Raw genomic sequence first — 24,009 nt, forward strand, 5'->3', positions numbered from 1 at the left:
GGCAGCTTAGAAAGTTATCGTCGGTGAATGTTTCAACTTCGAGTTGTTCACTGCCGCACAGGCAGCTTAGAAAATGTGGTACTAAAGGAACTTATTTTTTTGTGTGTTCACTGCCGCACAGGCAGCTTAGAAACAATATTCTGGCGCTTGTCGCGTGCTGGCTATCGTTCACTGCCGCACAGGCAGCTTAGAAATTTCATTCTTCACCCCCCCAGTACGGCTTGATGTTCACTGCCGCACAGGCAGCTTAGAAAGAAGTTCGCAGCTTGAACACTAGTGGTCGCTAGTTCACTGCCGCACAGGCAGCTTAGAAATTAGCGAATAACGCAGTGAACACCATTGTACTGTTCACTGCCGCACAGGCAGCTTAGAAAATCTGAATGATGCCAAGCGCGGGACCGTGGCCGTTCACTGCCGCACAGGCAGCTTAGAAATTTAATCATTAGATTTTCCTCGGTGCCTGATAGTTCACTGCCGCACAGGCAGCTTAGAAAGTTCTCAAACTCGGCCATAGCCCCTAACACACGTTCACTGCCGCACAGGCAGCTTAGAAAACTCATCTTCCAGTCGTTCCACTCAGGGTCACGTTCACTGCCGCACAGGCAGCTTAGAAATGATAGACTTTGATTTCGATTTTGTCTTTGTTGTTCACTGCCGCACAGGCAGCTTAGAAATGAGCTGCGCATTGACTCAGCGCTGATTTCAGGTTCACTGCCGCACAGGCAGCTTAGAAATTAACGTCAGCTTTGGTTTTCGGCGCTGACTTGTTCACTGCCGCACAGGCAGCTTAGAAAAAAAGGCGAAAACGTGATCGCGCTCGATGCTGGTTCACTGCCGCACAGGCAGCTTAGAAAAATCAAAGAAATGATGGCGATTCGTAGGCATGGTTCACTGCCGCACAGGCAGCTTAGGTGATACAAGCGCCGCTACAGTGTTGGATATATAAAAACTGTCAATGGGCGCCTGTCACGATTAGCGCTTATATCAACCGATGTAAATGCACCATGCTAGTCTTGATGTTGTGACTTATTAAACAATGAATACGTTGTAATTTCTTAAAGAACAACTAATATGTTGTATGTAAGCCATAATACAATATTAAAGTTGTTTGGGGATGTGATGGTGTCACTAAAAGATATAGCGCGCGCATTGCAAGCCCGTCGTAAATCACTTGGGCTAGAGCAGTCTGACATGTACATGCGTATTGGCATGAAACAACAGCAGTATCAGCGAGTAGAGGCGGGGAGTGATGTTCGGTTATCGACTTTGCTGCGCGTGCTTGAAGGGCTCGACCTGACATTAACGCTCGAGCCCAAAGCATCTCAAATGGTTGATGAGTCGGTAAACCTCGATCGTTATAAAGATGATGATAACGACGATCTCGACTTTTGGTTAGGGACGGAGCATAGCGATGACCAAAACCAGTGAAGACGTTGAGGGGCTGAACATTCAACTACATGGCGTTGATGTAGCCATTGTTACTCACTACGCGGGCGGGAAGAATATTCTCACGTTCAATCCGGCGTTTATCACCACCTCTCAGCATGAGCGTTTGACCTTTTCGTTAAGGCAACGTCGCGATCCGCAATACTTACACACACCACAAATTCGCACGGATAAACTGCCGCCAGTGCTCTCCAATCTGCTCCCAGAAGGCGCATTGAGAGACGTCGTCTCACAGGCGTTACAGTGTCATACAAACAATGAGTTCGCGATACTGGCATATATGGGAAAAAACCTGCCCGGAGCCATTGTTGCAACGCCGATTAAAGCGGGTGAGTTACCACGTTGGGCATTGGCGCAAAGACTCTCAACCGCACCGCAGCAGATTGATGTTAAGCATGCTGATAACAAGTTTTCATTAGCCGGCGTACAAATGAAGTTTTCTTCATCGCACCGTGATGGTCGATACCATATTGATCACGATGCCAATGAAGACTCATGGATCATAAAAACACCCTCAACCGTGCATAAAGGCGTGCCTCTCAACGAATTCACTTGTATGACGCTCGCTGCGCAGGCCGGCGCCGTGGTTCCTGAAATACGTTTGATCAACGTGGCTGAGTTAGAGGGCTTACCCAATATTCAGCTACCAAACGAGCCCTTTGCGTATGGCATACAACGCTTTGATCGCGGGTCGGATGGCCGAATACATGCGGAGGATTTTGCTCAGGTGTTTGGCTTATATCCTTCAGATAAATATCAAAAAGTGAATTATGAGCAGTTGGGGAAAGTGTTATATCGTGAGAGTGCTAATGGACGAGAAGACATACAGCAAATGGCACGTAGGCTACTGATTAATATCTTGCTCGGGAATGGTGATGCGCACTTAAAAAACTGGACGATCTGTTACCCCGACCGTATGTTGCCGCGATTAGCACCGCTTTATGATGTGGTCTTTACGCAGCCTTATATTGAATATGACAACATTGCGTTGAAAATGGCGAAAAGTAAGCGTTGGTATGATATTGGTTTGAGCCATTTTGAACGCTGGTCGCAAGATGTAGGTGTGCCGTGGCAAATGATAAAACCGCATCTGTTGGATACGATCAACCTGGCACGAGATATCTGGCCAAATCAACTTGCGCAATTACCGATGCTAACGGAGCACAAAGCGATGCTACGTGATCATTGGAAAGCCCTGCACGAGGACTTTACCATCGATTCGTGAGCCAATCTAACGGAGAACTAAGCTGGCATCTTTTTACCCTTTTTTTTAGCCACTTAAAAATAAACAATAAATACAGCTAGTTACGGAATCCCTTTTTTAACAAGGGTAAAAGGCCATTTTTATCCTAACGGCCTGTTGTATCAGATGATTGTTAGGTTATTCTATAGTTCACTGCCGCATAGGCAGCTTAGAAAATATTCAGCCGCGGTTATCGTCATTTCCTTTGGTTCACTGCCGCATAGGCAGCTTAGAAACTTCAAATCGCAGATTTGCACGCGTCGCAGACGTTCACTGCCGCATAGGCAGCTTAGAAATCTCTAAGTTTTTCTCCTCTACGCGAGAGGAAGTTCACTGCCGCATAGGCAGCTTAGAAAGTTCCGAGGTGGTCGACGCTGTGAGGCTGCGCGTTCACTGCCGCATAGGCAGCTTAGAAAATTGAGGATAACCAAGCATGAGCCAAAGTGTGGTTCACTGCCGCATAGGCAGCTTAGAAATCCCTCGGGCCAACTCGGCTTATCTCTATGACGTTCACTGCCGCATAGGCAGCTTAGAAAAAGATCAAACAAAGTGCATCACCCTCTTAACTGTTCACTGCCGCATAGGCAGCTTAGAAAGTGACAACTACGGCGTGCAGTTGCTCGGTAAAGTTCACTGCCGCATAGGCAGCTTAGAAAGCGCTGAGGCTGAGCGCATTTTTCGTCAACTCGTTCACTGCCGCATAGGCAGCTTAGAAACGCCTCGGTGTGTCCGACCTGTTTGTCGCGCAGTTCACTGCCGCATAGGCAGCTTAGAAAACGCAAAAAGGATTCATCACGCAGCTAACTGGGTTCACTGCCGCATAGGCAGCTTAGAAATGCTGCATTGTTGGCGTCGCAAGAGTGGGATAGTTCACTGCCGCATAGGCAGCTTAGAAATTGAGCTTGTCGGCAATATCAACAGGCTTCATGTTCACTGCCGCATAGGCAGCTTAGAAACGACCGCTGCAGGCGCTGAGCTTGGCGTTAGTGTTCACTGCCGCATTGGCAGTGGTTTACTAATCTCGGAACAACCATTGTGGATGGTTCATTCTATTAGTGAGGGTGTCTTTCTTTTCTATAGAATGACTAATTAACTGTACTCTTTCATGGCTTGGTATGTAACTCGACGTTTATCGTTAGTTTTATTTTTAGCGAGTAATCAAACAGTAACTCGTGATGTGATTATCATTGCCTAGATTCTTTCAATTGATGCAGAGATTCTCTTCTACACTAGCTCAGTAAAGATGTTTTTACGGATGTTGAGTGCTAGGAGTGGGGTATGAACATCAATAACACCATGAAGTTAGTGTTCTTTATTATTGGTGCAGGAATTGTCGTTAGTTTTGTGACTATCATCCAACTAAATGGGCTAATGAATAAAGTTGATGAAATGGCACAGGTTCGGTATGCCTCGTATCAAACTGCCGATGAATTGAGGCAAAGCTCTGATGATTTAACCCGTTTAGGACGAACTTATGTTGTGACAGGGGACGATAAATACGAAAAGATGTATATGGACATCCTAGCCATTCGTAATGGTGAGAAGCCTCGGCCCGTTAACTATCACACGATTTATTGGGATTTGGTATTAGATTACGGACAAAAACCTAAACCGGATGGTCAAACTATCTCTCTAAATCAGAGAATGAAAGACCTCGGCTTCACTGAAAAAGAGTTTGATTTCCTAAAGCAAGCACAAGCTAACTCCGATGGGTTAGTCAATATGGAAGTCAAAGCCATGAATGCGGTGAAGGGACTCTATCCCGATAGTGGCGGTAACTATACCGTTCGTGGTGAGCCCGACAAACAAATGGCGATTGAGTTACTCCACAGCGCCCAGTATCACCAAGAAAAAGCAAAAATCATGAAACCCATCGAAAGCTTTTTTATTGCGCTAGAAGAGCGTACAAGTGCGCAATTTAATGCGGCAGCGGCGAGTGTGAAAAGAACTGTACTAATAGGAAATATTTCGTTAGCGGTTGTGGTTGTTATTGCGGTATTAGGTTATGTCATTACTAAACGGAATGTCGTTAATCCTATTGATAGAATGGCGTCAACGCTCAAGCAAGTGGATGATAATTCTGATTTAACACTACGCGTGGATGACAGTAAAAATAATGAAATAGGTACAATTGGCAGTACTGTTAATAAAGTCATTGTTAGTTATTCTTCAACGATTGAAAAAATTAATAATGTGAATCATATGATTTCACAGATTACAGAGAGTCTGGTTAATATTACCGACAAAAATGCCAAAGTATCTAACCAACAAAACCAAGAGTTGGAAATGGCGGCCACAGCAATGGAAGAGATGACATCAGCATTGGCGACAGTGGCTGAAAATACATCCATGGCTGAAAAATACGCAGGGAGCACAGAAAAAGAGACGAGTACCAGTAAAGAAGTTTTTGATAAAACGACACTTGAGTTTGGAAGCTTGGAAACAGAGTTCACCAAAACCTCTGAAGTCATTCAAGAATTGGCAGATCAATCGACCAATGTCGGTAATGTGCTGGACGTAATCAAAGACATTGCAGAGCAAACGAATCTGTTGGCGCTTAATGCGGCTATAGAAGCGGCGCGCGCAGGCGATCAGGGCAGAGGGTTTGCGGTGGTTGCGGATGAAGTGCGCTCGCTGGCGCAACGCACGCAAAAATCGGCAGGTGAAATTGAAGACATGATTGGAAGTCTGCAGGGTAAAGCCGAGCAATCTACCCAAACCATTCGTGTTAACGCTGAAAAAATCGCATCCACGCGTGACAATATGACAACGGCTAATGAGGCTCTAGGGACCATAAAAGAATCCGCGGTTGAGATTCACCGCCTTAACTCCTCCATTGCTTCTGCTACCGAAGAGCAACTGTCGGTGAGTGACGAGATCTCCAGTAATCTTGCGAATATCAAGACGCTTTCAGGTGATATGAATGAAGCGATTGATCAATTGGGTCCGATCGTGTCCGACCTAAAAGATAATGTTGATTCACTCAGCAGTGCCATCAAACATATCCGCACATAATTAGAGGGCTGTTAGCGGATTGTCGAGCTTGGCAATCCGCTCTTTCATTACCACAGTAAAAAATGTCCACGCAACACTGATAGACGCCGACAAACTCTGACACTCTCGTACATTCTTGCGACAGCCTTTTTGTGACTTGCTGATTATAGTCAGCCTTCTTTAACGCGTTTTATGCGACAAAATGAAGTGGGTGTGGCTGTGATGAATCTCAGTAAACAACATCGAATGAGCCTTGTGGAGTGGGCTGAAAGAATTTATCCGAACAGCAAAGGATGGCGTGTAGTGAGCAAAAACTGGCGTTTTTGCGCGTTGGGTTCGGCATTTCCAACCATTATGGAACGCATGATTGAGGTCTTTAACGAGCCCTATTTGGCGCCGGTATTGGCTGACTATCCAGAAGTGATCACTAAACCGCTTAAACCTTACCTCAATGTCTCACTGAGCATGCCTGAGCGGGTAGCAATGCTGCATGACCATTATCGTTTTATGGCGAATACCTTTGGCCGTCATTGCAGCACCATTTTCTCAGTCGCGGGTCTGCCTCTTGTCAGCTTTACAGCCAATAATGGCCGTCAATATGGCGTGCGCTTTTATCGTGGTGCAATTCGCGAAGGGGCACTGGGTTTGTCCTTGTATGACGTGGAGAGCAATCAAGGCGTGTACAGCATTTCGTTCCACTTCAACCGTGAGGGGCGAGAGCTCTATATCGGTGCCTTGCAAGGTCCGAGTGATAGCGTACCTGACCGTCATCAGATCATTAAAATGTTGACGAAAACGGCGCATGGATTGCGCACCAAAGCTTTGATGTTAGAGCTGGTGTTGATGCTGGGCCGTATCATGGGTGCCGAGCGCTGCTACGCGGTGTCTAATAAAGGCCATATTTATAAAGCGATCCGTTACATCACCTCTAAGCGGAATGTGGTGACGTTTGATTATGATGAGCTTTGGCGCGAATATGATGGGATGCCATTGAGTCGGTATATGTATACCTTACCGATGCAGCCAATACGCAAAGATGTTACCCAGCTTAGCGGCAGTAAGCGACGTTTATACACCAAGCGTTATGCCTGGTTGCATACCCTAGAGCAAGATCTACGCTTGGCGATAAACGCGTTGACGGAAACGCGTGCAGAAATGCATCAAGTTGCCTGATCAGAAAAGCAAAACAATAACATGGCCTCTTTTGAGGCCATACTCACGTCTTCTAACTGCCTTCGTGCCGAACTACATCAAACGTCGCCGAAAGAGGCGGCTTCCCACGGCATTGAACAATGCGCCTGCCACAATCAGCCCACCACCGAGATACGTCCACATGGACGGCAGTTCTTGAAAGATCGCTATCCCAATTAAGGTAGAAAACACGATTTGCACATACGCATAGGCTGACGCTTCGCCAGCCTGTTGTGTTTGCATGGCCTTGGTGAGCCCATACTGGCCGATTTGAGTAAACACACCCACTAACACCAATAAGAATGTAAGCGGCAAACTTGGCATCACAAACTCTGACCACATCAACACCACCGAGACCGGCAGAGCGACCATCGGGAAGTATAGGATGATCACCGAGCTGTCTTCGCTGCGGCTGAGTTTTCGGACAATCACGTAGGCCACCGAACTCCCTAAAGCCCCCAGTAATGCGATAGCGACACTAAAGGGCGGAAGTGCGCTATCGAACGATGTATTGAGGTTGGGTTGTACCATCAGATAAAGGCCGCCCAAACACAGGACAATGGATACTAAGGTGGCGCCTTGTAATCGCTCTTTCAGCACGATAAAGCCAAGTACCGCAGTAAAAACGGGGTGCATGTATTGCAATACAGTGGCTTCGGCGAGCGGTAGGGTGGTGACGGCGTAATATACGCACATAAGTGCGGCAGTCCCTAATACGCCGCGCAGCAATAGTAGCGGTTTATTATTGCCAAAGGGCGACAAGCCTTTTCGTTTGACATCGGTGTAGCTGATGATAAGCGATACTAACGCCCGTGCAGCGACAATCTCAAAGAGTGGGATACCATGTAGGCTGACATATTTAACACAGGCGGACATGACCGCGAAGCCGAACGCGGAAAGGAGCATAAAGCGGATCCCAATAGGGATCGCGGACAATGAAAAGGCAGGCATAATCACACCGGCTAAAACAACAAGGCCGCTATGATAACGTGTCTCGATCCGTTTTGCTTGAGAGAACGCACTAAGGCGCGGTTAAGCGCCGCGCGTCGATGAAAACGTTTAAGCGAACACTAAGGCCAAAGCCCTGTTAGTGCACTGAGTAAACCTTCACTGGCACCTTGCTGGCCTAAATAATCGAGTACAATCGGTACAAATTGTTGCAAGGTGGCCGCATCAATGCCGAGTGTGTCAGCCACGTTATATAAACTCTCGAGCGAACCAATGTTATCGCCAATGCCACTGTCACCCAGTAATGATGAAAGGGACGATAAATCAGGACGCAGACTTGCCAGCTCTTGCTGCTGGTTACCGGAGAGCTGATTCGCCGCCATCGCTAGCAGGGCACTTGCGCCGCCAGCCGCTTGCGTCGGGCTAACATCCACTTGCTCGGTAATCGCTTGTACAAGCGGCGATTCACTGGCTTGGTCGTCCGCAAATTGGGTCGCCATTTGGGTCATCACATCCGTGGTGGTATTACCTTGACCAAACAACGCCTGGCTGGAGGGAGAGATTAATATGGCAGCAAGCGTGAGTGCTGGCAGCGTCGCTTTCATAGAAGGCACCTATTATCAACCGAGAGTGATGTAGGTATAGCGGTAAATGGCGGTGAATGAAAGTCGCAGACCACTAAGACAGTGCAAGGTCGGTGTTTTTAGCTGATATGGCGCGATGTTGGATCCGCTTTTTGAGGGCAAAAAAGGCCAGCGCCCCGACGATCCCTCCAGCATGAGCGAGGTGAGCAATATCGATACCCAATGCGGCACGCATAGGCAGAGCTTGACCCGTGAGAGCATCTCCCACACATTTTACGCTAGTAATTAAGGCAATCCATTTCCCGCTAGGGGTGTGAATAGTGCTTATTCCTCCAAACATAAATAATCCATACAACACCCCAGATAGACCCATATATTGCTGATAAGGGCTCCACCACATTACCAGACCAACCACACACGCAAGCCACAAGATCAGCGACGCCAGCGTACCGGCGCTGATATGGCGATAAAACATCAGGGCGAATACGCCTAATCCCGTCATGTTGGTCAGTAAATGAAAGACGTTGTGATGAATAAAATTGCCGGTTATCACGCGCCATGCTTGGCCTGAAGCAAGTGCACTTCGCTGCCACACCCACGTCTCGGCGAGCGACGAATAATTAACACCCACACACACTAGCGCGACGATTATCAGCAATCCAAGTGTTTGAATTGGCGCGTGTAGGGTGATAGGTCGTTTTCGCTTCATGGTCGCCTTTTATCTCGTTACAGCTTAAATAACAACGCTTTATTACAGTCAATATGACTGAATGAGATCTCCCTCAAAGATCATTACAAATGATAATTGATCTCAATCGTATTTGCATCTATGATGCGCGCCCTGAACTTACCCCCAATTTAATGTTTTTATAACATGAAGTTAGTGAATGCGCTGTTAATCGGGCTTATGTTTGTGTCGCCATTGAGCCATAGCGATGATGAAACGAATACGTTGTCGTTATTTTCGTGGCTGCAAAATGTGACGCAACAACAGGATAAAATTCGGGCATATCTGGAACGCCAAAATCAGCATGCGCAACAGTCGCTGATGGCGAGTCAATCGCTTCGTGATGAGCTATTGAGTGAATGGGCGCGTACACCGCAAACCGGTTCCGAACCTTGGTTAGCGCGCGATGGTCGCGAGTTTTTACATACACGGGTTAATGGTGAGCGCGTGCTGCGTGTGCGCAAAGCCGTCAGCGAACAAGAAGCCGTTCGCGAAAAAGAAGCAGGTAGTGAAAAAGCATCGACATTGCTCAACATTGAGGCGCGAGCCGCTGAGCATGCGTATTACCAGCTAGGGACTTGGTCGTTAAGTCCCAATGGACAATGGCTCGCCATTGCCGAGGGTATTCACGGTGAGGAAGACTACCGCATCGTGCTGATCAACCGCCAATCAGGGCAAGCCGATATTATTGCCACCGGGGCTGATGCATCTGTCATCTGGTCGCCGAATAATCAGCAGCTCTACTATGTCGGCAAAGAGGCGAAAACTGCGCGTCCCAGCCAGTTGTTCCGCCATGAAATAGGCACTACCGGTGGCGATAGCTTGGTGTATGAAGAAGTCGATCCAGCTTGGTTGTTGTCGGTATACCGTGCTAGCCACACAGATACGGCTATTGTGCAAGTCAACAATGAATCGTCGACCGAACAGCGTCTACTTCGTCTGAATGATGGCAGCCTGTCTGCACCGCTCAAAGCTCGTCAACCGGATGTCGAATACTATCTCGATAAGACGGATGATGCGTTATGGATGCTGAGCAACCACCAAGGAACCAAGCAGTTTTATCGCGCTGCCGTCGCGACACCGAATGATTGGCACGTCGTTTATGCTGCCGAGCCGGGCGCTGAGTTAAACACGTTTTACCTTTTCGAAGATGGCATTGTCCTCACCCAACAGTACGAGGGTGAGCAGTGGTTTATCTTACTTAATGCGGACGGTGAGCGCGTGGTTAAGCAGCCTTTGGCGGCACAAGGGCAGGTCGCTTGGTTTACGCGCGGAGGCGACTATGCTAGCAATCAGTTGTTTATTCGCAGTATGTCGCTCGTACAGCCACCACGATGGGAAGCGCTGGATCTTAAATCCGGCACACGTCGTGAAGTCAGTGCCGATCATTACCCCGACTTTGATGCATCTCGTTATCATTCTGAACGCTTGTACGTTGGGCCGCATCGTATTCCGGTTACGTTGGCGTACTGCAAAGATGCGCTGACCCCGTCATCGCCAGTTGTGCTGTATGGGTATGGCGCGTATGGCTTTACCATGAAGCCGTATTTTATGCCGCAAACTGTCTCGCTAATGGACCGAGGCGTCATCTATGCAATTGCGCATGTGCGTGGCGGAGGCTATTACGGTGCAACATGGCACCAAGCAGGCAGCGGGATGAATAAAAAGCATGGCATCCAAGATTTTATTGATGTCGCCAAAGCGATGGGCCGTTATCAAGACGGACAGCGTGCAGTCGCGGCTGTGGGCTCAAGCGCTGGCGGTACCTTGGTTGCCGCGGCACTTAACCAAGCGCCCGCAACGTTTGCTGCCGCTAGCCTCAATGTTCCGTTTGTCGATGTGCTGGGCAGTATGGCCAACCCGGCGTTGCCGTTAACGGCACAGCAATACCAAGAATGGGGCAATCCTGCGCAAAGCGATCAGCGCGAGGTTATGCAAGGCTATGATCCTTTGCGCAACATCCAGCAAAAACCTTATCCCCCTATGCTGGTGCGTGTCGGCTGGGACGATCAGCGTGTGCCTTTTTGGGAAGGGGCGCAATACCTTTCGCATTTAGCCGCAACCAGCACCCGATCGGGCCCTTATTTGTTGTTGACGGATTTTTCCCGAGGCCACCAAGCCGATGCGCGTCATGGGCTGACGCAACAAGCGACCGACTATGCCTTTCTCTTACACCAACTGAAGCGTGTGAACTAACCGGAGTATTAAATGAAATTGTCTTCTGTCTCTGTGGCAGTGCTGACGGCACTGGCTACTGGCACCGTGCACGCCCATTCTGTCAACACCGAGGAGAATACCTCTGGTGACGTGACCAATCGTCACGTCGAGACGGTGGTCGTCACGGCCAATAAATTTGCTGAATTACCGTCCGATACAGCGGGTTCGGTCGCTATTTATCGTGGCGAAGATATAAAAAAAAAGGGCGCCACCGAGCTCTATGATGCACTCACAAATGAACCGGGTGTCAGTGTGACAGGCGGAGCGGGTCGCCCTCAAAACATCACTATTCGCGGCATGTCCGGTAACCGTATCTTGATTGTGGAAGATGGTGTCCCAGTTGCGGATGGGTTCGGTGCCGCTGATTTGAATGATAAAGCAGGGCGTAATTCCTTTGATATCGCAAGCGCAAAGCAAATCCAAGTCGTGAAAGGCGCTAGCTCAACCAGTTACGGTTCAGGTGCATTAGGCGGTGCCGTGATCGTGACATCGCTGTCCGCGGACGATCTCCTCCGCGACAAAGATCTGTACGCGGACGCGCAAGTTACCTATAGCGAGCTCAGTGATAAAGGCCGAGTCGGCAGTCGTCTCGCGCTCCGTCATGGTGATACCAGTGCGTTGCTCGATGTGAGCTATTGGGATGGGGAAGAAACCCGTAATTACCAGCAAGATTTGTACAACCGTACTTTGGATGGTGGCAGTGCCTCGTTGCGTCTGGATCATTATGTCTCCGATCGTTGGAAGCTAAGTGCTCGAGCCAAGCTCTACCGTGAAGATGCATCGCGACAAGAAGGGACAGCATCGATTCAACCTGACGGTAAGTGGGATATCAAAACGTTTGATCAAGCCGAACAAATCGAAACCACGCAATTTTGGCTTGGCAGTGAATATCACGCCCAGCAGCCTTGGTTAGAAACTCTCAACACCAAGCTCTATTACCGAAATACCGATTTTACCCAGAACACGAACCGTTTGATGACTCGCTGGAACATGGGGATCAATGAGCAACGTCGGGTGCTGGATGATCGCCGTTTTCAAGACCAGTCAATCGGTTGGTCGGTAGACGCCAACGCTGAGCAAATCAGCGGAGACGTGGTGCATACGCTGGTTTACGGTGGTGTGTTAGAAACGGCTTACCATGAACGCCCTGTGACGAAAACGACTCTCGATTGGAACGGCGTAACGGTGAGTGATACGCAACCGTTCGCGCCTGCACGGAGTTATGCGTTAGGTGTTTATGCGCAAGATGCAATGAGTATCGGGCAGTGGCGTGTCATGCTGGGTCTACGTGCTGATGCGTACCGATTAAGCGCAGACGATCCCCAAGCCATTGGCATGGCGAGTGTGGCGGACAATAACAGTGCAGCGTTATCGCCCAGTGCTTCGGTGGCTTATCACTGGACGCCCGCGTTCAATACCTACCTCAGTTATAAGCATGGTTATCGAGCGCCTGAATACGACAAAAGCTATGGCTACTCTAACCACGCCTCTGTGCCGGTGACGCCATTTGTGGTGCTGCCCAATCCGTCGCTTGACGCGGAAACCAGCGATAGTTTTGAGCTCGGGGCTAAATATGATGACGGCAAGCTCCGCTTGTATACCGCGGCATATTACAACCGGTTTAGCCAGTTTATTGATATTGCCGATCAGGGCTTTAATGCGGAAACCGGCCTGTTTGAGAAACGCTATGAAAACCTTGATGGTGTAAAAACGTATGGCGTTGAGGCATCAGCGGCCTATGCATTTACCGATCAATGGCAAGCGAAAAGTCAGATCGGCTGGATCTCTGGCAAAGACGACAATGACGAGTATGTTCGCAACTTAGCCCCCCTCGAAGGCAGCCTGTCGCTTCACTTCGATAACCAATCGTTTAACGGTTATACCCGTTTGAACTGGGCAGATCAGATGACCCGCACGCCCATGTGTTACACCGAGTTAGGCACCCGCACTGAGTGTGCTCAGACGTCTGGCTGGGCGAGCGTTGACCTTGGCTTGGGCTATCAGCTCTCGTCTCATGCTTCTATCAATCTCAATGTCTATAACGTGTTAGACCGCGAATACATTCGTTATCAAGACGTTGCCGGTATTTCTGAGTCACAAACCCGTTTTTCGACCGAGCCCGGTCGTTACTTCACCCTCAATGCACGTTATGCGTTTTAAGGAAGAACCATGAAATCAGCGATCAGTCTTGTGGCGTTGGTACTTGCCAGTGCCAATGTCATGGCAGGGGAATGGGATTACCCTGCGGGCAATTATCAAGCAAGTGATGCCACTCAAGCACAGCAGTATTTGCGCACGCATTATCCGTTAGTGGGGGAGCTGTCGTTGCGCTACCAAACCAGCAGTTTGCTTGGTCGTCAGTATAACTTTGATATTTACCGTAGTGGCGAGTATCAGCCGCAGCGTACGTTGGTGTTACATACCGACAAACACGGTTTGGTGACTCGGGTGTATAAAAGCCTAACCGACACCATGATCCGACAGGGTGAGGCAGTGAAAGAGGCGGCTATTGAGATCCCGCGTCGCCTGCTCGCGGATGCGCCGCCAGCGCTATCAGACGGTGAGCTAGTGACGCGCACCGTCAATGTGGTTGATCCGGATCTGCGTAGTATGGACAAACAGCCCGCCCCCGAGACGCTCTGGACAACGCTGGCGGATTATCCCCACGCGCCACGCTTCGTTATGCGTGATGTCTCTTTATTGGATGTAGGCGGCACGCTCTACCTGAGTAATCCCAGAGTCCAAGCCGTTGATGCTATCGCCTTTGAAGACAAAAACCCTGAGTCCGGACAATGGCAGAAAAGTGACAGTGTCTCGTTTTTAAATCCGGATGGTGTCACACAGTTTGCGAGCCATGCTTCGCTCACAGCGTTGCCTTTTGATAGTCAAGACTTTGCACAAATGATGGCGTTTTATCATTTGGATAAATCCCTGCAATATGTGTCCTCGTTAGGGTATTCATTATTTGACGGTCCGGTACGCTTTGATGCTCACGCCTTAAGTTCGAACAACTCGTCTTACTATGTGGGTCCTAACGCTGTGATGTTTGGGGCGTCTGGCTCGCCCGATACACTTGACGCCGATGTCGTGGTCCATGAGCTGGCCCACGGTATTCACTACCATATTTTGCCCGACTGGGCGTATGGCCACACTGGCGCCTTGGGTGAGGGATTTGCTGACTATTGGGCGGGATCTTCTAGCTATCGCACCTTGTATCAACAAGGTGATGACTTCGAGATTGATACCGTCTTTAACTGGGATGGTTATTTCGGTTTTAAGCAAGGTACGCGCAGTTTGTGGAATCAAAAAGCGCGCTATTTTGAAAGCAGTGAATACCGCGCGCACGAAAACGTTGGTGGTGAATTAGGGGATGAGCTTTGGTCGACGCCTTTGTTCCAAACCCTCAAGCAAGCCGTCGCACTGTATGGTGAACCCGCTTTTAAAGAGATGGATACCTTGGTGCTGGAATCGATGTTTGGGCTAGGCCGGGGCATGAAAATGCACGATCTGGCAGAAAGCATGCTCTATGTGGCTAAAACTTATTATCCATCACGCGACTATGCAGCCTTGTTAAAAGCGAACTTTGAAAAACACGGTTTGCTCAAAGCACCGTTTCGCTTTGAAACAAGCCAGCGTTATGTTGCCGATACGGCGGCGATCCACACACGCTTAACACCACAAGGGCGCACAGCCTCAGTGCGTGGTGATATTCAGGTGGAGGGTGGAGCGCCCACGTCCATTAATCAATCACTTGATCAGGCTCAGTCGTTTTCTATCCCTATACCGCTTACGGCGCAATGCGGTCAGCCGCTGACTCTTGAGGCGCGAATTGACTATCAATTTGATGACACGCTGCAAACCCATCAATGGCAAGACAGTGTGACGGTGATTAAAGGCTTGCCCCAACTCACCCAATCGCGCCAAACCCTGAATGCGACCTTGCCGGATGCATCGGTGGCCAGTAATGGTGCGCAAAACAACGGTTTCAAGAGTTTTAACTTCATTATTAATGATGACGCGAATGCCATTCGTGCCGATCTTGGCGTGTATGTCCATATCAACCATGCCAGCCCATCAGATTTACGCGTTGTTCTTGTCTCCCCCGCAGGCACACGGGTGACGTTACATGCCAATAGCGCCCGTCAGAGCAATGACTTAGTGCGTTATTGGACCAGCCAGCACGACGATCTTTTACAAGCCTTTGATGGCGAACCCCTAGCGGGGAGTTGGCGTCTTGAAGTGACGGACTATGCCCAAGGCAGCAGTGGTGAGCTGGTGGCATGGCAAGTGGGACGCGTGACGGGATTCGATTGCCAAGATACCGACCTTAGCACCAAGGATGCGCTCGACACCGCTAGCTCGGGAGGCGGCGCGTTGTCATGGCCACTGCTGCTGGTGGGCTTGCTTTGGGGCGGCTGGCGAGCACGAAAGGGCGAGTCCTGATAGCGCGTTATTCAATCACCTTAACACCCTTATTAAAAAGATAGATATGATGAAATTTAACTACTCTCTACTCGCCAGTGCATTGCTACTGGCAGGCTGTAATGGTTCTGGATCAGAAACGAGTGCAAGCGACGCGATCGCGCCGACCTACAGCGTCTCTGGTACCATTAGCGCCACCAATGCCACCGGTAATGAAACCGTTTGTGCGGATTTAAATGGTGACTTTGCCTGTAACGCCAACGAACCCACCACACAAGCGGAGCAGGGGGCGTTTACTCTCACCAGCGCCGATAAAGCGATCTTGTCCTCGCCGATTGTCGCGCAAATCGACACCGGCGTGACCACGTTATCGTCGCAACGAATGGGAGCGCAGACTGACGCGCCTCGCCAAGCGAATGCATTCCTTGTTGCTCCCGGCGTCCGCAAGACTACCGGCAATGAGATCAATGTGATCAGCACACTGGTCGCTAGCAACATGGCGGCAGGGGATGCCTATCAAGATGCTGTCGCTCATTTACGTGAGCAATTCGAGGCGATGGGCGTCACGACGCAAGCGGACTTGCTTACCAACGGAGCGGATAACCGTTTTGTACAGCTTGAAAATAACGTTTTATCGCTGATATCGGGGATGACGCCTACGCGAGCGAATCGCATGCTAGCGCTACTAAGCGGTGAATTGGCGCGTTACTCGGATGTTTTACTTAAAGGTGCTCCGAGCGATGCTGAGCTGAACGCGATTTTGGTTGAGTTGGATGAACGGACTCAAATGCGTCCTGTAAACGATACCGGCATTGTTAGCTATTATTCCGACAGCGGGAATGTTGCCACCGCGCCTGTCGATTACCCCGGTCAAGACGCTGACTATGGGTTTGATGCAACGGAAGGTGGGTTTAGCTTCACCAAACTGGATGACAAGGGTCAGCCTTTGCCCGATAGCGCGACCACGTGGGATTGTGTGCAAGATAATCGCAGCGGACTGGTATGGGAGAGCAAACACACGGATCCTCAATCCCCGCGATATGTGGATCGCCTTTTTGCCTATCAAGTGCCCGGGCAGTTCGAACCGTTTGACAAAGACATTGAGGCGACAGGCTGCAAAGACGCTGAGGGTATTTGCACCACGGCCCAATACCAAGCGTACCTAAATCAGCAACAGGTCTGTGGCATCGATCAATGGCGCTTACCCACTTTTATTGAACTGTATAGCTTGATTGATTTCGGCGAGACACAAACCGATAGCGATGGGCGTGTTTATGGACTTGATACTGAGTATTTCCCTCATCAATCCTCTGCCAGTGAATACGATGCCGGCTTGCTGTGGTCTTCCACCTCTTTCTTAACCGAATATACCGCATTTGCGACGCCGGGTGCGCGCTATATCCAGCTGCCGCAAACACGAGGCAGTGATCGTGGCACGACGGTATCGCTCGAGATCTATAGCGATCAGGTCGAGTCTGACTACACCTCATGGCAACTGCCTATCCGTCTTGTCGCCCAAGGAGAAAAATAATGAACAAGCTGATCATTGTCGCCAGTATCTTCGCATCTGTAACTGCATGGGCGGGCCAAGAATGCTCGATTGATTTAACCAAAACGGCACCGAATGTCCGTTACAGCTTTGATGATAATGGTACGGTAACGGACACCTTTACCGGATTAACTTGGATGCGTTGCCCACTGGGTAAAACCTGGCAAGCCGAACAACAGGCGTGTCGTGGCGAGGGCACCGGAATGTATTGGCAAGCCGCACTTAATGAAGTGCAGGCGATCAATCAAAGCCAAGCGCATCCGCTGCATCAATTTGCCGGTCACACGCAATGGCGCATGCCCAATATTAAAGAGCTAGCGTCCTTGGCTGAACATGCTTGCATGAAACCCGCGCTTAATCCAAAGGCATTTTCCGCCGGATTCCCATACTCTACGTCAGAAGAAGGCTATGGCAGTGGTGATGTGCGCGCTTACGTTTGGAGCAATAGCCATGTGCAAGCGGATAATACGATTTTGATGTTTGACGTGCGTAACGCGGAGATCTTTGCTTATGGGCCGACACAGCTTGAGGGCAGTGTGCTGCTAGTGACAGACCAGTAACAAAAAATCGCCCCAGCGACATCGACTGTGGCTGGGGCGAGTGAGTCGTTATTGGTGATCGATAACCGACGTGATCAAGCCACCGCACGTACTTTTTCTAAGTGGGCGAGGTACTCATCGTAACTGCCGTTAAAGTGCGACAATTGTTTGTCTTTAATCTCAATAATGTCAGTGGCGAGCGAGGAGACGAATTCGCGATCATGGCTGACAAAAATCAAAGTACCGGGGAATTGCTCTAGCCCTTTGTTGAGCGCTTCAATCGCTTCCATATCCATGTGGTTGGTTGGCTCGTCCATCACAATCACATTAATATCTTGCATCATCAGCTTGCCGAACATCAGACGGTTTTTCTCACCACCAGAGCAGCTTTTCGCTTTTTTATTCACGTCATCCGCTGAAAACAACAAACGCCCTAAAATTCCACGCACGATCAAGTCATCATGCTTGGCCGTACGCCACTGCGACATCCACTCAAACAGGGTCAGATCGTTGTCAAACTCCGCGCTGTTATCTTGCGGGCAGTAGCCAATCGCGGCATTTTCAGACCACTTAATGGTGCCTTTCTGGTGGCTCAACTCACCCACAAGACAGCGCAGTAGGGTTGATTTTCCTACCCCGTTTTCACCGATCACAGCCAGTCGTGAGCCAGCTTCAAGCAGTAGGTGACCGTTATCGAATAACAGGCCATCTTCAAAGCCATGACCCAGCTCTTTCAATTCAACCGCTTGGCGATGGAGCTTTTTGCTTTCGGTAAATTGGATGTAAGGGTGCACACGGCTTGATGCTTTGACTTCATCAAGCTGGATCTTTTCCATGCGTTTGGCGCGTGAACTGGCTTGCTTGGCTTTAGAGGCATTAGCACCAAAGCGATTCACAAAGTCTTGCAGCTCACTCAACTCGGCTTCTTTTTTGGCGTTACTTGATAGCAATTGCTCGCGTGCCAAGCTAGATGCCGCAACAAAATCATCATAGTTACCCGGGTACACACGCAATTCACCGTAGTCAATATCCGCCATGTGGGTACATACGGCGTTCAAGAAGTGGCGGTCGTGCGAGATAATAATCATGGTGCACTGGCGCTGTTGCAGCTCACCCGCCAACCAGTTGATGGTGTGAATATCCAAGTTGTTGGTCGGTTCGTCCAACAGCAAGATATCAGGATTGGCAAACAGGGCTTGAGCAAGCAGCACGCGCAACTTCCACCCCGGCGCCACTTGCGCCATCAGGCCAAAGTGCAGCTCTTCGGCAATGCCGGCTTGCAAAAGAATATCGCCCGCGCGGCTTTCCGCGGTGTAACCGTCCATTTCCGCAAACTGACTTTCTAGCTCAGCCACGGCCATGCCGTCTTCTTCGCTCATTTCTGGCAGAGAATAAATACGCTCGCGCTCTTGCTTGATCTCCCAAAGCTTGCGGTCACCCATCATCACCGTATCAATCACTGAATACTGTTCGTAGGCAAATTGGTCTTGGCTCAGCTCGCCCAACGTCTGCCCTGGTGTGATAGAAACATTCCCTGCACTTGGGGTGAGGGCACCGCTCATGATTTTCATCATGGTCGATTTGCCACAGCCATTGGCACCGATTAACCCGTAGCGGTTTCCGTTACCAAATTTGGCAGAGATATTTTCGAATAGCGGTTCAGCACCAAACTGCATGGTGATATTGGCGATTGAAATCAAAAGAGTTTCCTAGCGAATATGCTCAACGAGGGCGCGTATCATCATACTCAAAACGGAAGATGCACGGCCAAGCGAGGAGGGTGTAAAGATAAATAAGACTGAGCGCGCATTGTACAGAAATGTGATGGGATTAACAGAGTAGCCCGTATAAAAAAGGCCAGCATCGCTGGCCTTGGAGCTGCTGTGAGTTTACAAATACCGCCCTTGAATATACTTGCGGAAATGGGTTGGGTTGAGGGTTTCGCCGGTGGCATCTTTGAGTAAGTTGTCGGTTGAGGTGGTGCTGGCGCGTTGCCAGATATGTTGAGACAACCAATCAAAAATCGGTGAGACATTGCCGCTGGCGATAATGCCGTCCACATCCATTTGCTGACGCATCGTTTGCATCAATTGCGCGGCATACAATGCACCTAAGGTATAGGTCGGGAAGTAGCCAAAGCTGCCATCGGTCCAGTGGATATCTTGCATACAGCCGTTTTTATAGTTGCCAGCGGTGCTGAGGCCAAGGTATTGCTGCATGGCATGATCCCAGCGCTCAGGGATATGATCGACGTCCATTTTGCCACTGATAAGATCGCGCTCGATGTCGTAGCGCAACATGATGTGTGCAGGATAGGTGACTTCGTCGGCATCAACACGGATATAGCCGGGTGAGACACGTGTGAGCACACGGTGGAAGTTGTCTACATGGAAAGCCGGGTCGTCTTGGCGGTTAAAAGCTTGTTTGGCATGCTGACAAATCAAGGTGGCGAATGCCTCACTGCGGGCAAGCTGCATTTCACAGAACAGGCTTTGGCTCTCATGTACACCCATTGATCGCGCTTTGCCAACCGGCAAGCCGGCAAGATGTTTGGGTAGACCTTGCTCATAGCGCGCGTGCCCCGTTTCGTGGATCACGCCCATTAACGCCGAGGTAAAGTCTTGCTCGTCATAGCGGGTGGTAATGCGTACATCGGTTGGCACGCCTCCACAAAATGGATGAGTGCTGACGTCTAATCGACCATGCTCGAAGTCAAAACCCAGCAGCGCCATCATTTTCTCGCCTAAGGCTTTTTGCTGAGCCTCTGCAAACGGAGCATCGGGCAACCGTGTGGTTTGCTGGCTTTGTTTATCCACTACCGCTTGAATGGTGTCTGGTAGCCATGTTTTAAGCTCGCCAAACACTTCATCGATGCGGTCAGCGGTCATGTCTGGCTCGTAAAGATCCAGCAAAGCGTCATAGGGCGAGCAGTTTTTCTGATCGGCTCGGATGTGGGCTTCTTCGCGCGCGAGTGCCACTACTTCTTTAAGGTTTTTGGCGAAGCCGTCCCAGTCGTTATTTTGACGCTGCTGTCGCCAGGCGTGTTCACATTTTGCACCGGCTAAAGATTTGGCTTTCACTAGGGTGTCAGGGAGTACACTGGCATGTTGCCACTGACGCTTCATTTCTCGGAAGCTGGCGCGTTGGGCGTCATTGAGTCGGTCTTGCTGCTCATCCAGCGCGCTAAACCAGTCATGCAGTTCATGCGTAGTGAGTTGCTGATGGGTATAGAGTGCCAATTCCGCCATGGCGTCGGCACGGGCTTGACTGCCTCCGCTGGGCATCATGGTGGCTTGATCCCAACCACAGATTGCGGCAAGGTGCTGAAAATGCGACAGACGTTTGAAGTGAGCTTCCAGCTTATCTAGTTGTTCCATAATCACTTTCCTTGTTTACAACGTTGCCGATATTTTGGCAACTTGGGTGAGAAAAGCAAGGCACATACTGGCGTTCTGTAAGGTGGACCTGATAAGGAGTATTTGGGGAATGTACTTGTTTGGCTATGGCAGTTTAATGAATCCTGCTTCGCGCGCGTTGACCGGTGAATCAGGGTGGGCGTGTCCGGTAACCGTATCGGGGTTGCAACGCTATTGGAGCAATGTCAGTGAAGCATTGATCTCTCCGTTAGTGGTATTGGAAGGAGACGGCGCGTGCAATGGCGTCTTAGTAAAGATCGCGCCAGATGCTTTGCCTGACTTTGATCGCCGTGAGGCAGGGTATCGACGTCTTTCGCTAGACGCGTCTCGTATTGCACTGCCCAAAGGGATTGCGCTTGAAGGGCCCGTGTATGTGTATGTGGCAGAGGATCGTGTCGCGCCTGATGTGCATAAACCGATCGCGCAGTCGTACATAGATACGGTCATGGCAGGCTGCTTACGCTATTCGTCTGATTTTGCGGCTGAATTTTTACACACCACTCAGGGGTGGGATGCGGCGTATTGTAATGATCGGGCACAGCCGCGTTATCCACGCGTCGCCGGCGTGAGCGATGAAGATCGGGTCATGATTGATGATTTGATGAAAACCCATCTCGGCCAGCATCCCGCTGAAGCGGTATAATTAGACTTACTAGCGAGCCACGTGCAACGTTATTTTGTTTAGATTGAATAAAACAAAGCCACCGCATGAACGGTGGCTTTGTTGATTAGGGGTTGTTCACCTTGTCACCAAGGGACTTATTGTACTTCGACGTAGACAAACTCAGGTGAGGTGACTTCAACGCGACGGTTTTTCGCGCGGCCGTCCACAGTGTCATTGCTAGCAATTGGCGTGGACTCACCTTTACCCATCACGGTTAAACGCTCGGCATCGATGCCCGCATCAACGAATACATCTGCTACCGCTTGTGCGCGACGCTCAGACAGTTTTTGGTTGTAGGCCGCTGGGCCTTTGCTGTCGGTGTGACCGATAATGGTTGCGGTCGCTTCTTCGTGCTGGAGTAGGCGGTTGATCAATGGTTGTAATGAGGCAGCCGCTTGTGGAGAAAGGGTTGCTTCATCAAAGCCAAACAACTCGGTTTCGCCCGCTTCTGACAAGACGATGGTTTGTGGTTCCGCAACCATTTGTGGTTCTGGCTCCGGCTCAGCCATGACGGGCTCTTCAACCATAGGCTCAGGCATCGGCTCGCTGCTGGTGCGGCCGAAGTGGTAGGTCATACCCACGGTCACAAGGTTATTGTCAACACTTGAGAAGTAGCCGTCGTCCATATCATTAATGTGTTGGTATTCAAGACGTACGTTGATGTTATCGGTCGCTTGGTGATCCACACCGATCGCGCCCATCAGTGACACGTCATCGCGATCACCGGCGCTGCTGTTCCAGTTCCACCATGCGCCACCGACTTTACCGTATAACGCGGTATCCGGTTTGAGATGGTAGGCAAATTTAGGGGCCAGTGTTAACGCAGTAAGATCGCCCGCCGCGCTGAGCGTTGTGCCTGACTGGTCAAATGAGGTATCAAAACGGCCAAGGTAGTCATAGGTACCTTCTAGCGCAAACCAGTTATTGAAGTTATAACCGGTAACTACGCCTGCCGCTAGCTCTGAGTCGCCGCAGTTGGCGTCAGAGACACAGCTGTCTTCAAGGAATGAAGGACCTACACGGCCACCGAGGTATAGACCGCTATCTTGTTGTGCATAAGCCGCTGGTGCAACGGCTAAAAGTAGGCCTAGGCTTGTCACGACTTTTTTCATGCCACTGTCTCCTAAATAAGGATGATAAGGTATTATTGTTCGCATTAACTATGCGTTGTTATCCGGCCATTTTTGGAACGACCTTCACCCCTAGGCTAGATCTGGATAGTGGGTAACTCAATAGGAAAAAAGAGATTTAACCGAGATTTGACCCAACCTGACGCAACTGTCTTAAGTATGCGCCAGGCTTGACCGTTGTCGGACAATTCGAAGGGAGCTAGCGTGATTTTGTCTGACTAGTGAGACGTTTTCGTTCGCCTTGCCCACCCACAGGGCGACTCACAGATACTTGGCGTCCTTTTTTCATGCCTTTCTCGTAATCGTCGGTGATGGCGGCCATGGCGGCTTTTAGCTGTTGCTTGAAGGTTTCTCGATCAATGTTTTCGAACTCTTTGTCGATGTAGCTTTTGATCTTATCATCGCTGTCACGCGCATCGAGCTGAGGCAGTTTCTCCAGCGCCCCTTCTAGCCAGCCGATGGTAAAAGATTGCACACGGCGTGACACTTCTTGAGTGCTGGTGCCCGAACCGGCAAAACTGTTGCGGAATTGGCCGATATGCTCATTCATCTCGCGATACACCACATCAAAGGCGAACGCGGCGAATATCGCGCGATCGGCATCACCAATAAATTCTGCTTGCTTTAAGCCTTTGTAGTTGATCAGCACACACTCCACGCCAAATCGACCATTAATACCACGAATGATCTTCAGGATCGGTTCACTCACCGAGGTGGGCAGCAGGGTTTCAGAGCGCGTTTTCCCCATACTGATAAAGTCGATATCGTCTTGGTCCAGGCCATGTTTTCGCATCAGGCGCTCAGCCATCTTAATCGCCTGCGCTGCCTCATTGACGTTTGCTGAGTTACTTAACTCAAGGCATTTGGCGATTTTTTTGAGCGCTTTGCTTTTCGGATCTGACATGCATACTTCCCGAGAACGAACAAACGCGTATTGTA

Annotated in this window: 17 protein-coding genes and 2 CRISPR repeat arrays (1 of these 19 running past the window's edge); of the genes, 10 read left to right on the forward strand and 7 right to left on the reverse strand. The window is 49.9% G+C overall.

Annotation, left to right across the window (positions count from 1 at the left end; all coding sequences use genetic code 11):
• A CRISPR array of direct repeats spans positions 1–914; the repeat unit is 28 nt; unit sequence GTTCACTGCCGCACAGGCAGCTTAGAAA (it extends 375 nt beyond the left edge of the window).
• 205 nt (positions 915–1,119) lie between these two features.
• The 4 genes from E8E00_RS06340 to E8E00_RS06355 all read left to right on the forward strand — a co-directional run bounded on the left by E8E00_RS06340 (position 1,120) and on the right by E8E00_RS06355 (position 6,856).
• Positions 1,120–1,428 carry a helix-turn-helix domain-containing protein gene (locus tag E8E00_RS06340; RefSeq protein ID WP_077455917.1) on the forward strand — a complete coding sequence of 103 codons (309 nt, stop codon included), beginning with the start codon at positions 1,120–1,122 and terminating at the stop codon, positions 1,426–1,428.
• The gene (locus E8E00_RS06345; RefSeq protein WP_096628515.1) at positions 1,412–2,671 is read left to right on the forward strand and encodes a type II toxin-antitoxin system HipA family toxin; all 1,260 of its coding nucleotides are present in this window, start codon (positions 1,412–1,414) and stop codon (positions 2,669–2,671) included. The genes E8E00_RS06340 and E8E00_RS06345 overlap by 17 nt, the downstream gene beginning before the upstream one ends.
• A gap of 166 nt (positions 2,672–2,837) precedes the next feature.
• Positions 2,838–3,705: direct repeats of the CRISPR family, unit length 28 nt; unit sequence GTTCACTGCCGCATAGGCAGCTTAGAAA.
• Positions 3,706–3,967: 262 nt separating this feature from the next.
• Positions 3,968–5,704, forward strand: a complete 1,737-nt coding sequence (locus tag E8E00_RS06350) for a methyl-accepting chemotaxis protein (protein ID WP_096628513.1) — start codon at positions 3,968–3,970, stop codon at positions 5,702–5,704.
• Positions 5,705–5,875: 171 nt separating this feature from the next.
• Positions 5,876–6,856 carry a VirK/YbjX family protein gene (locus E8E00_RS06355; RefSeq protein WP_136588372.1) on the forward strand — a complete coding sequence of 327 codons (981 nt, stop codon included), beginning with the start codon at positions 5,876–5,878 and terminating at the stop codon, positions 6,854–6,856.
• Between the two features lie 72 nt (positions 6,857–6,928).
• Here E8E00_RS06355 and E8E00_RS06360 read toward each other — a convergent pair whose 3' ends face one another.
• The 3 genes from E8E00_RS06360 to rrtA form a co-directional block, all read right to left on the reverse strand.
• Entirely contained in the window at positions 6,929–7,825 is an 897-nt protein-coding gene (locus tag E8E00_RS06360) for a DMT family transporter (RefSeq protein WP_096628511.1), read from the reverse strand.
• A gap of 119 nt (positions 7,826–7,944) precedes the next feature.
• Positions 7,945–8,427 carry a DUF2780 domain-containing protein gene (locus tag E8E00_RS06365; RefSeq protein WP_077455856.1) on the reverse strand — a complete coding sequence of 161 codons (483 nt, stop codon included), beginning with the start codon at positions 8,425–8,427 and terminating at the stop codon, positions 7,945–7,947.
• Positions 8,428–8,500: 73 nt separating this feature from the next.
• Positions 8,501–9,115: a rhombosortase gene (rrtA, locus tag E8E00_RS06370; protein ID WP_096628509.1), complete on the reverse strand. Its 615-nt coding sequence runs from the start codon at positions 9,113–9,115 to the stop codon at positions 8,501–8,503.
• Positions 9,116–9,280: 165 nt separating this feature from the next.
• Here rrtA and E8E00_RS06375 point away from each other — a divergent pair, with 165 nt between their 5' ends.
• Genes E8E00_RS06375 through E8E00_RS06395 form a run of 5 tightly spaced genes read left to right on the forward strand, consistent with a single transcriptional unit; the run spans position 9,281 to position 17,881 of the window.
• A complete protein-coding gene (locus E8E00_RS06375; RefSeq protein WP_096628506.1) occupies positions 9,281–11,329 on the forward strand; it encodes a prolyl oligopeptidase family serine peptidase in 2,049 nt (682 codons plus the stop codon).
• 12 nt (positions 11,330–11,341) lie between these two features.
• A complete protein-coding gene (locus tag E8E00_RS06380) occupies positions 11,342–13,510 on the forward strand; it encodes a TonB-dependent hemoglobin/transferrin/lactoferrin family receptor (protein ID WP_096628504.1) in 2,169 nt (722 codons plus the stop codon).
• A gap of 9 nt (positions 13,511–13,519) precedes the next feature.
• Positions 13,520–15,793, forward strand: a complete 2,274-nt coding sequence (locus E8E00_RS06385; RefSeq protein ID WP_096628502.1) for a proprotein convertase P-domain-containing protein — start codon at positions 13,520–13,522, stop codon at positions 15,791–15,793.
• Positions 15,794–15,839: 46 nt separating this feature from the next.
• Positions 15,840–17,303: a DUF1566 domain-containing protein gene (locus tag E8E00_RS06390; protein ID WP_168174032.1), complete on the forward strand. Its 1,464-nt coding sequence runs from the start codon at positions 15,840–15,842 to the stop codon at positions 17,301–17,303.
• Positions 17,303–17,881 (forward strand): DUF1566 domain-containing protein, encoded by a 579-nt coding sequence (locus tag E8E00_RS06395; protein ID WP_096628497.1) that lies wholly within the window; start codon positions 17,303–17,305, stop codon positions 17,879–17,881. Before E8E00_RS06390 ends, E8E00_RS06395 begins: the two co-directional genes overlap by 1 nt.
• Positions 17,882–17,955: 74 nt before the next feature.
• On the opposite strand, the gene E8E00_RS06400 is transcribed toward E8E00_RS06395, so the two are convergent.
• Complete coding sequence (locus E8E00_RS06400; protein WP_096628494.1) at positions 17,956–19,560, reverse strand: ABC-F family ATPase; 1,605 nt, start codon at positions 19,558–19,560, stop codon at positions 17,956–17,958.
• A gap of 189 nt (positions 19,561–19,749) precedes the next feature.
• Positions 19,750–21,237, reverse strand: a complete 1,488-nt coding sequence (locus E8E00_RS06405) for a carboxypeptidase M32 (RefSeq protein ID WP_096628490.1) — start codon at positions 21,235–21,237, stop codon at positions 19,750–19,752.
• A gap of 109 nt (positions 21,238–21,346) precedes the next feature.
• On the opposite strand from E8E00_RS06405, the gene E8E00_RS06410 reads away from it, so the two are divergent.
• A complete protein-coding gene (locus tag E8E00_RS06410) occupies positions 21,347–21,919 on the forward strand; it encodes a gamma-glutamylcyclotransferase family protein (protein ID WP_069588484.1) in 573 nt (190 codons plus the stop codon).
• Between the two features lie 116 nt (positions 21,920–22,035).
• Here the strand turns inward: E8E00_RS06410 and E8E00_RS06415 are convergent, their stop codons facing one another.
• Both E8E00_RS06415 and E8E00_RS06420 read right to left on the reverse strand, forming a co-directional pair.
• On the reverse strand, positions 22,036–23,052 hold the full coding sequence (locus E8E00_RS06415) for an OmpA family protein (protein ID WP_069588486.1): 1,017 nt from the start codon (positions 23,050–23,052) through the stop codon (positions 22,036–22,038).
• 217 nt (positions 23,053–23,269) lie between these two features.
• Positions 23,270–23,974 carry a DUF2786 domain-containing protein gene (locus E8E00_RS06420; RefSeq protein WP_069588488.1) on the reverse strand — a complete coding sequence of 235 codons (705 nt, stop codon included), beginning with the start codon at positions 23,972–23,974 and terminating at the stop codon, positions 23,270–23,272.
• Between the last annotated feature and the right edge of the window lie 35 nt (positions 23,975–24,009).

The organism is Salinivibrio sp. YCSC6, from assembly GCF_004916735.1.
In the GTDB taxonomy this organism is placed as follows: domain Bacteria; phylum Pseudomonadota; class Gammaproteobacteria; order Enterobacterales; family Vibrionaceae; genus Salinivibrio; species Salinivibrio proteolyticus.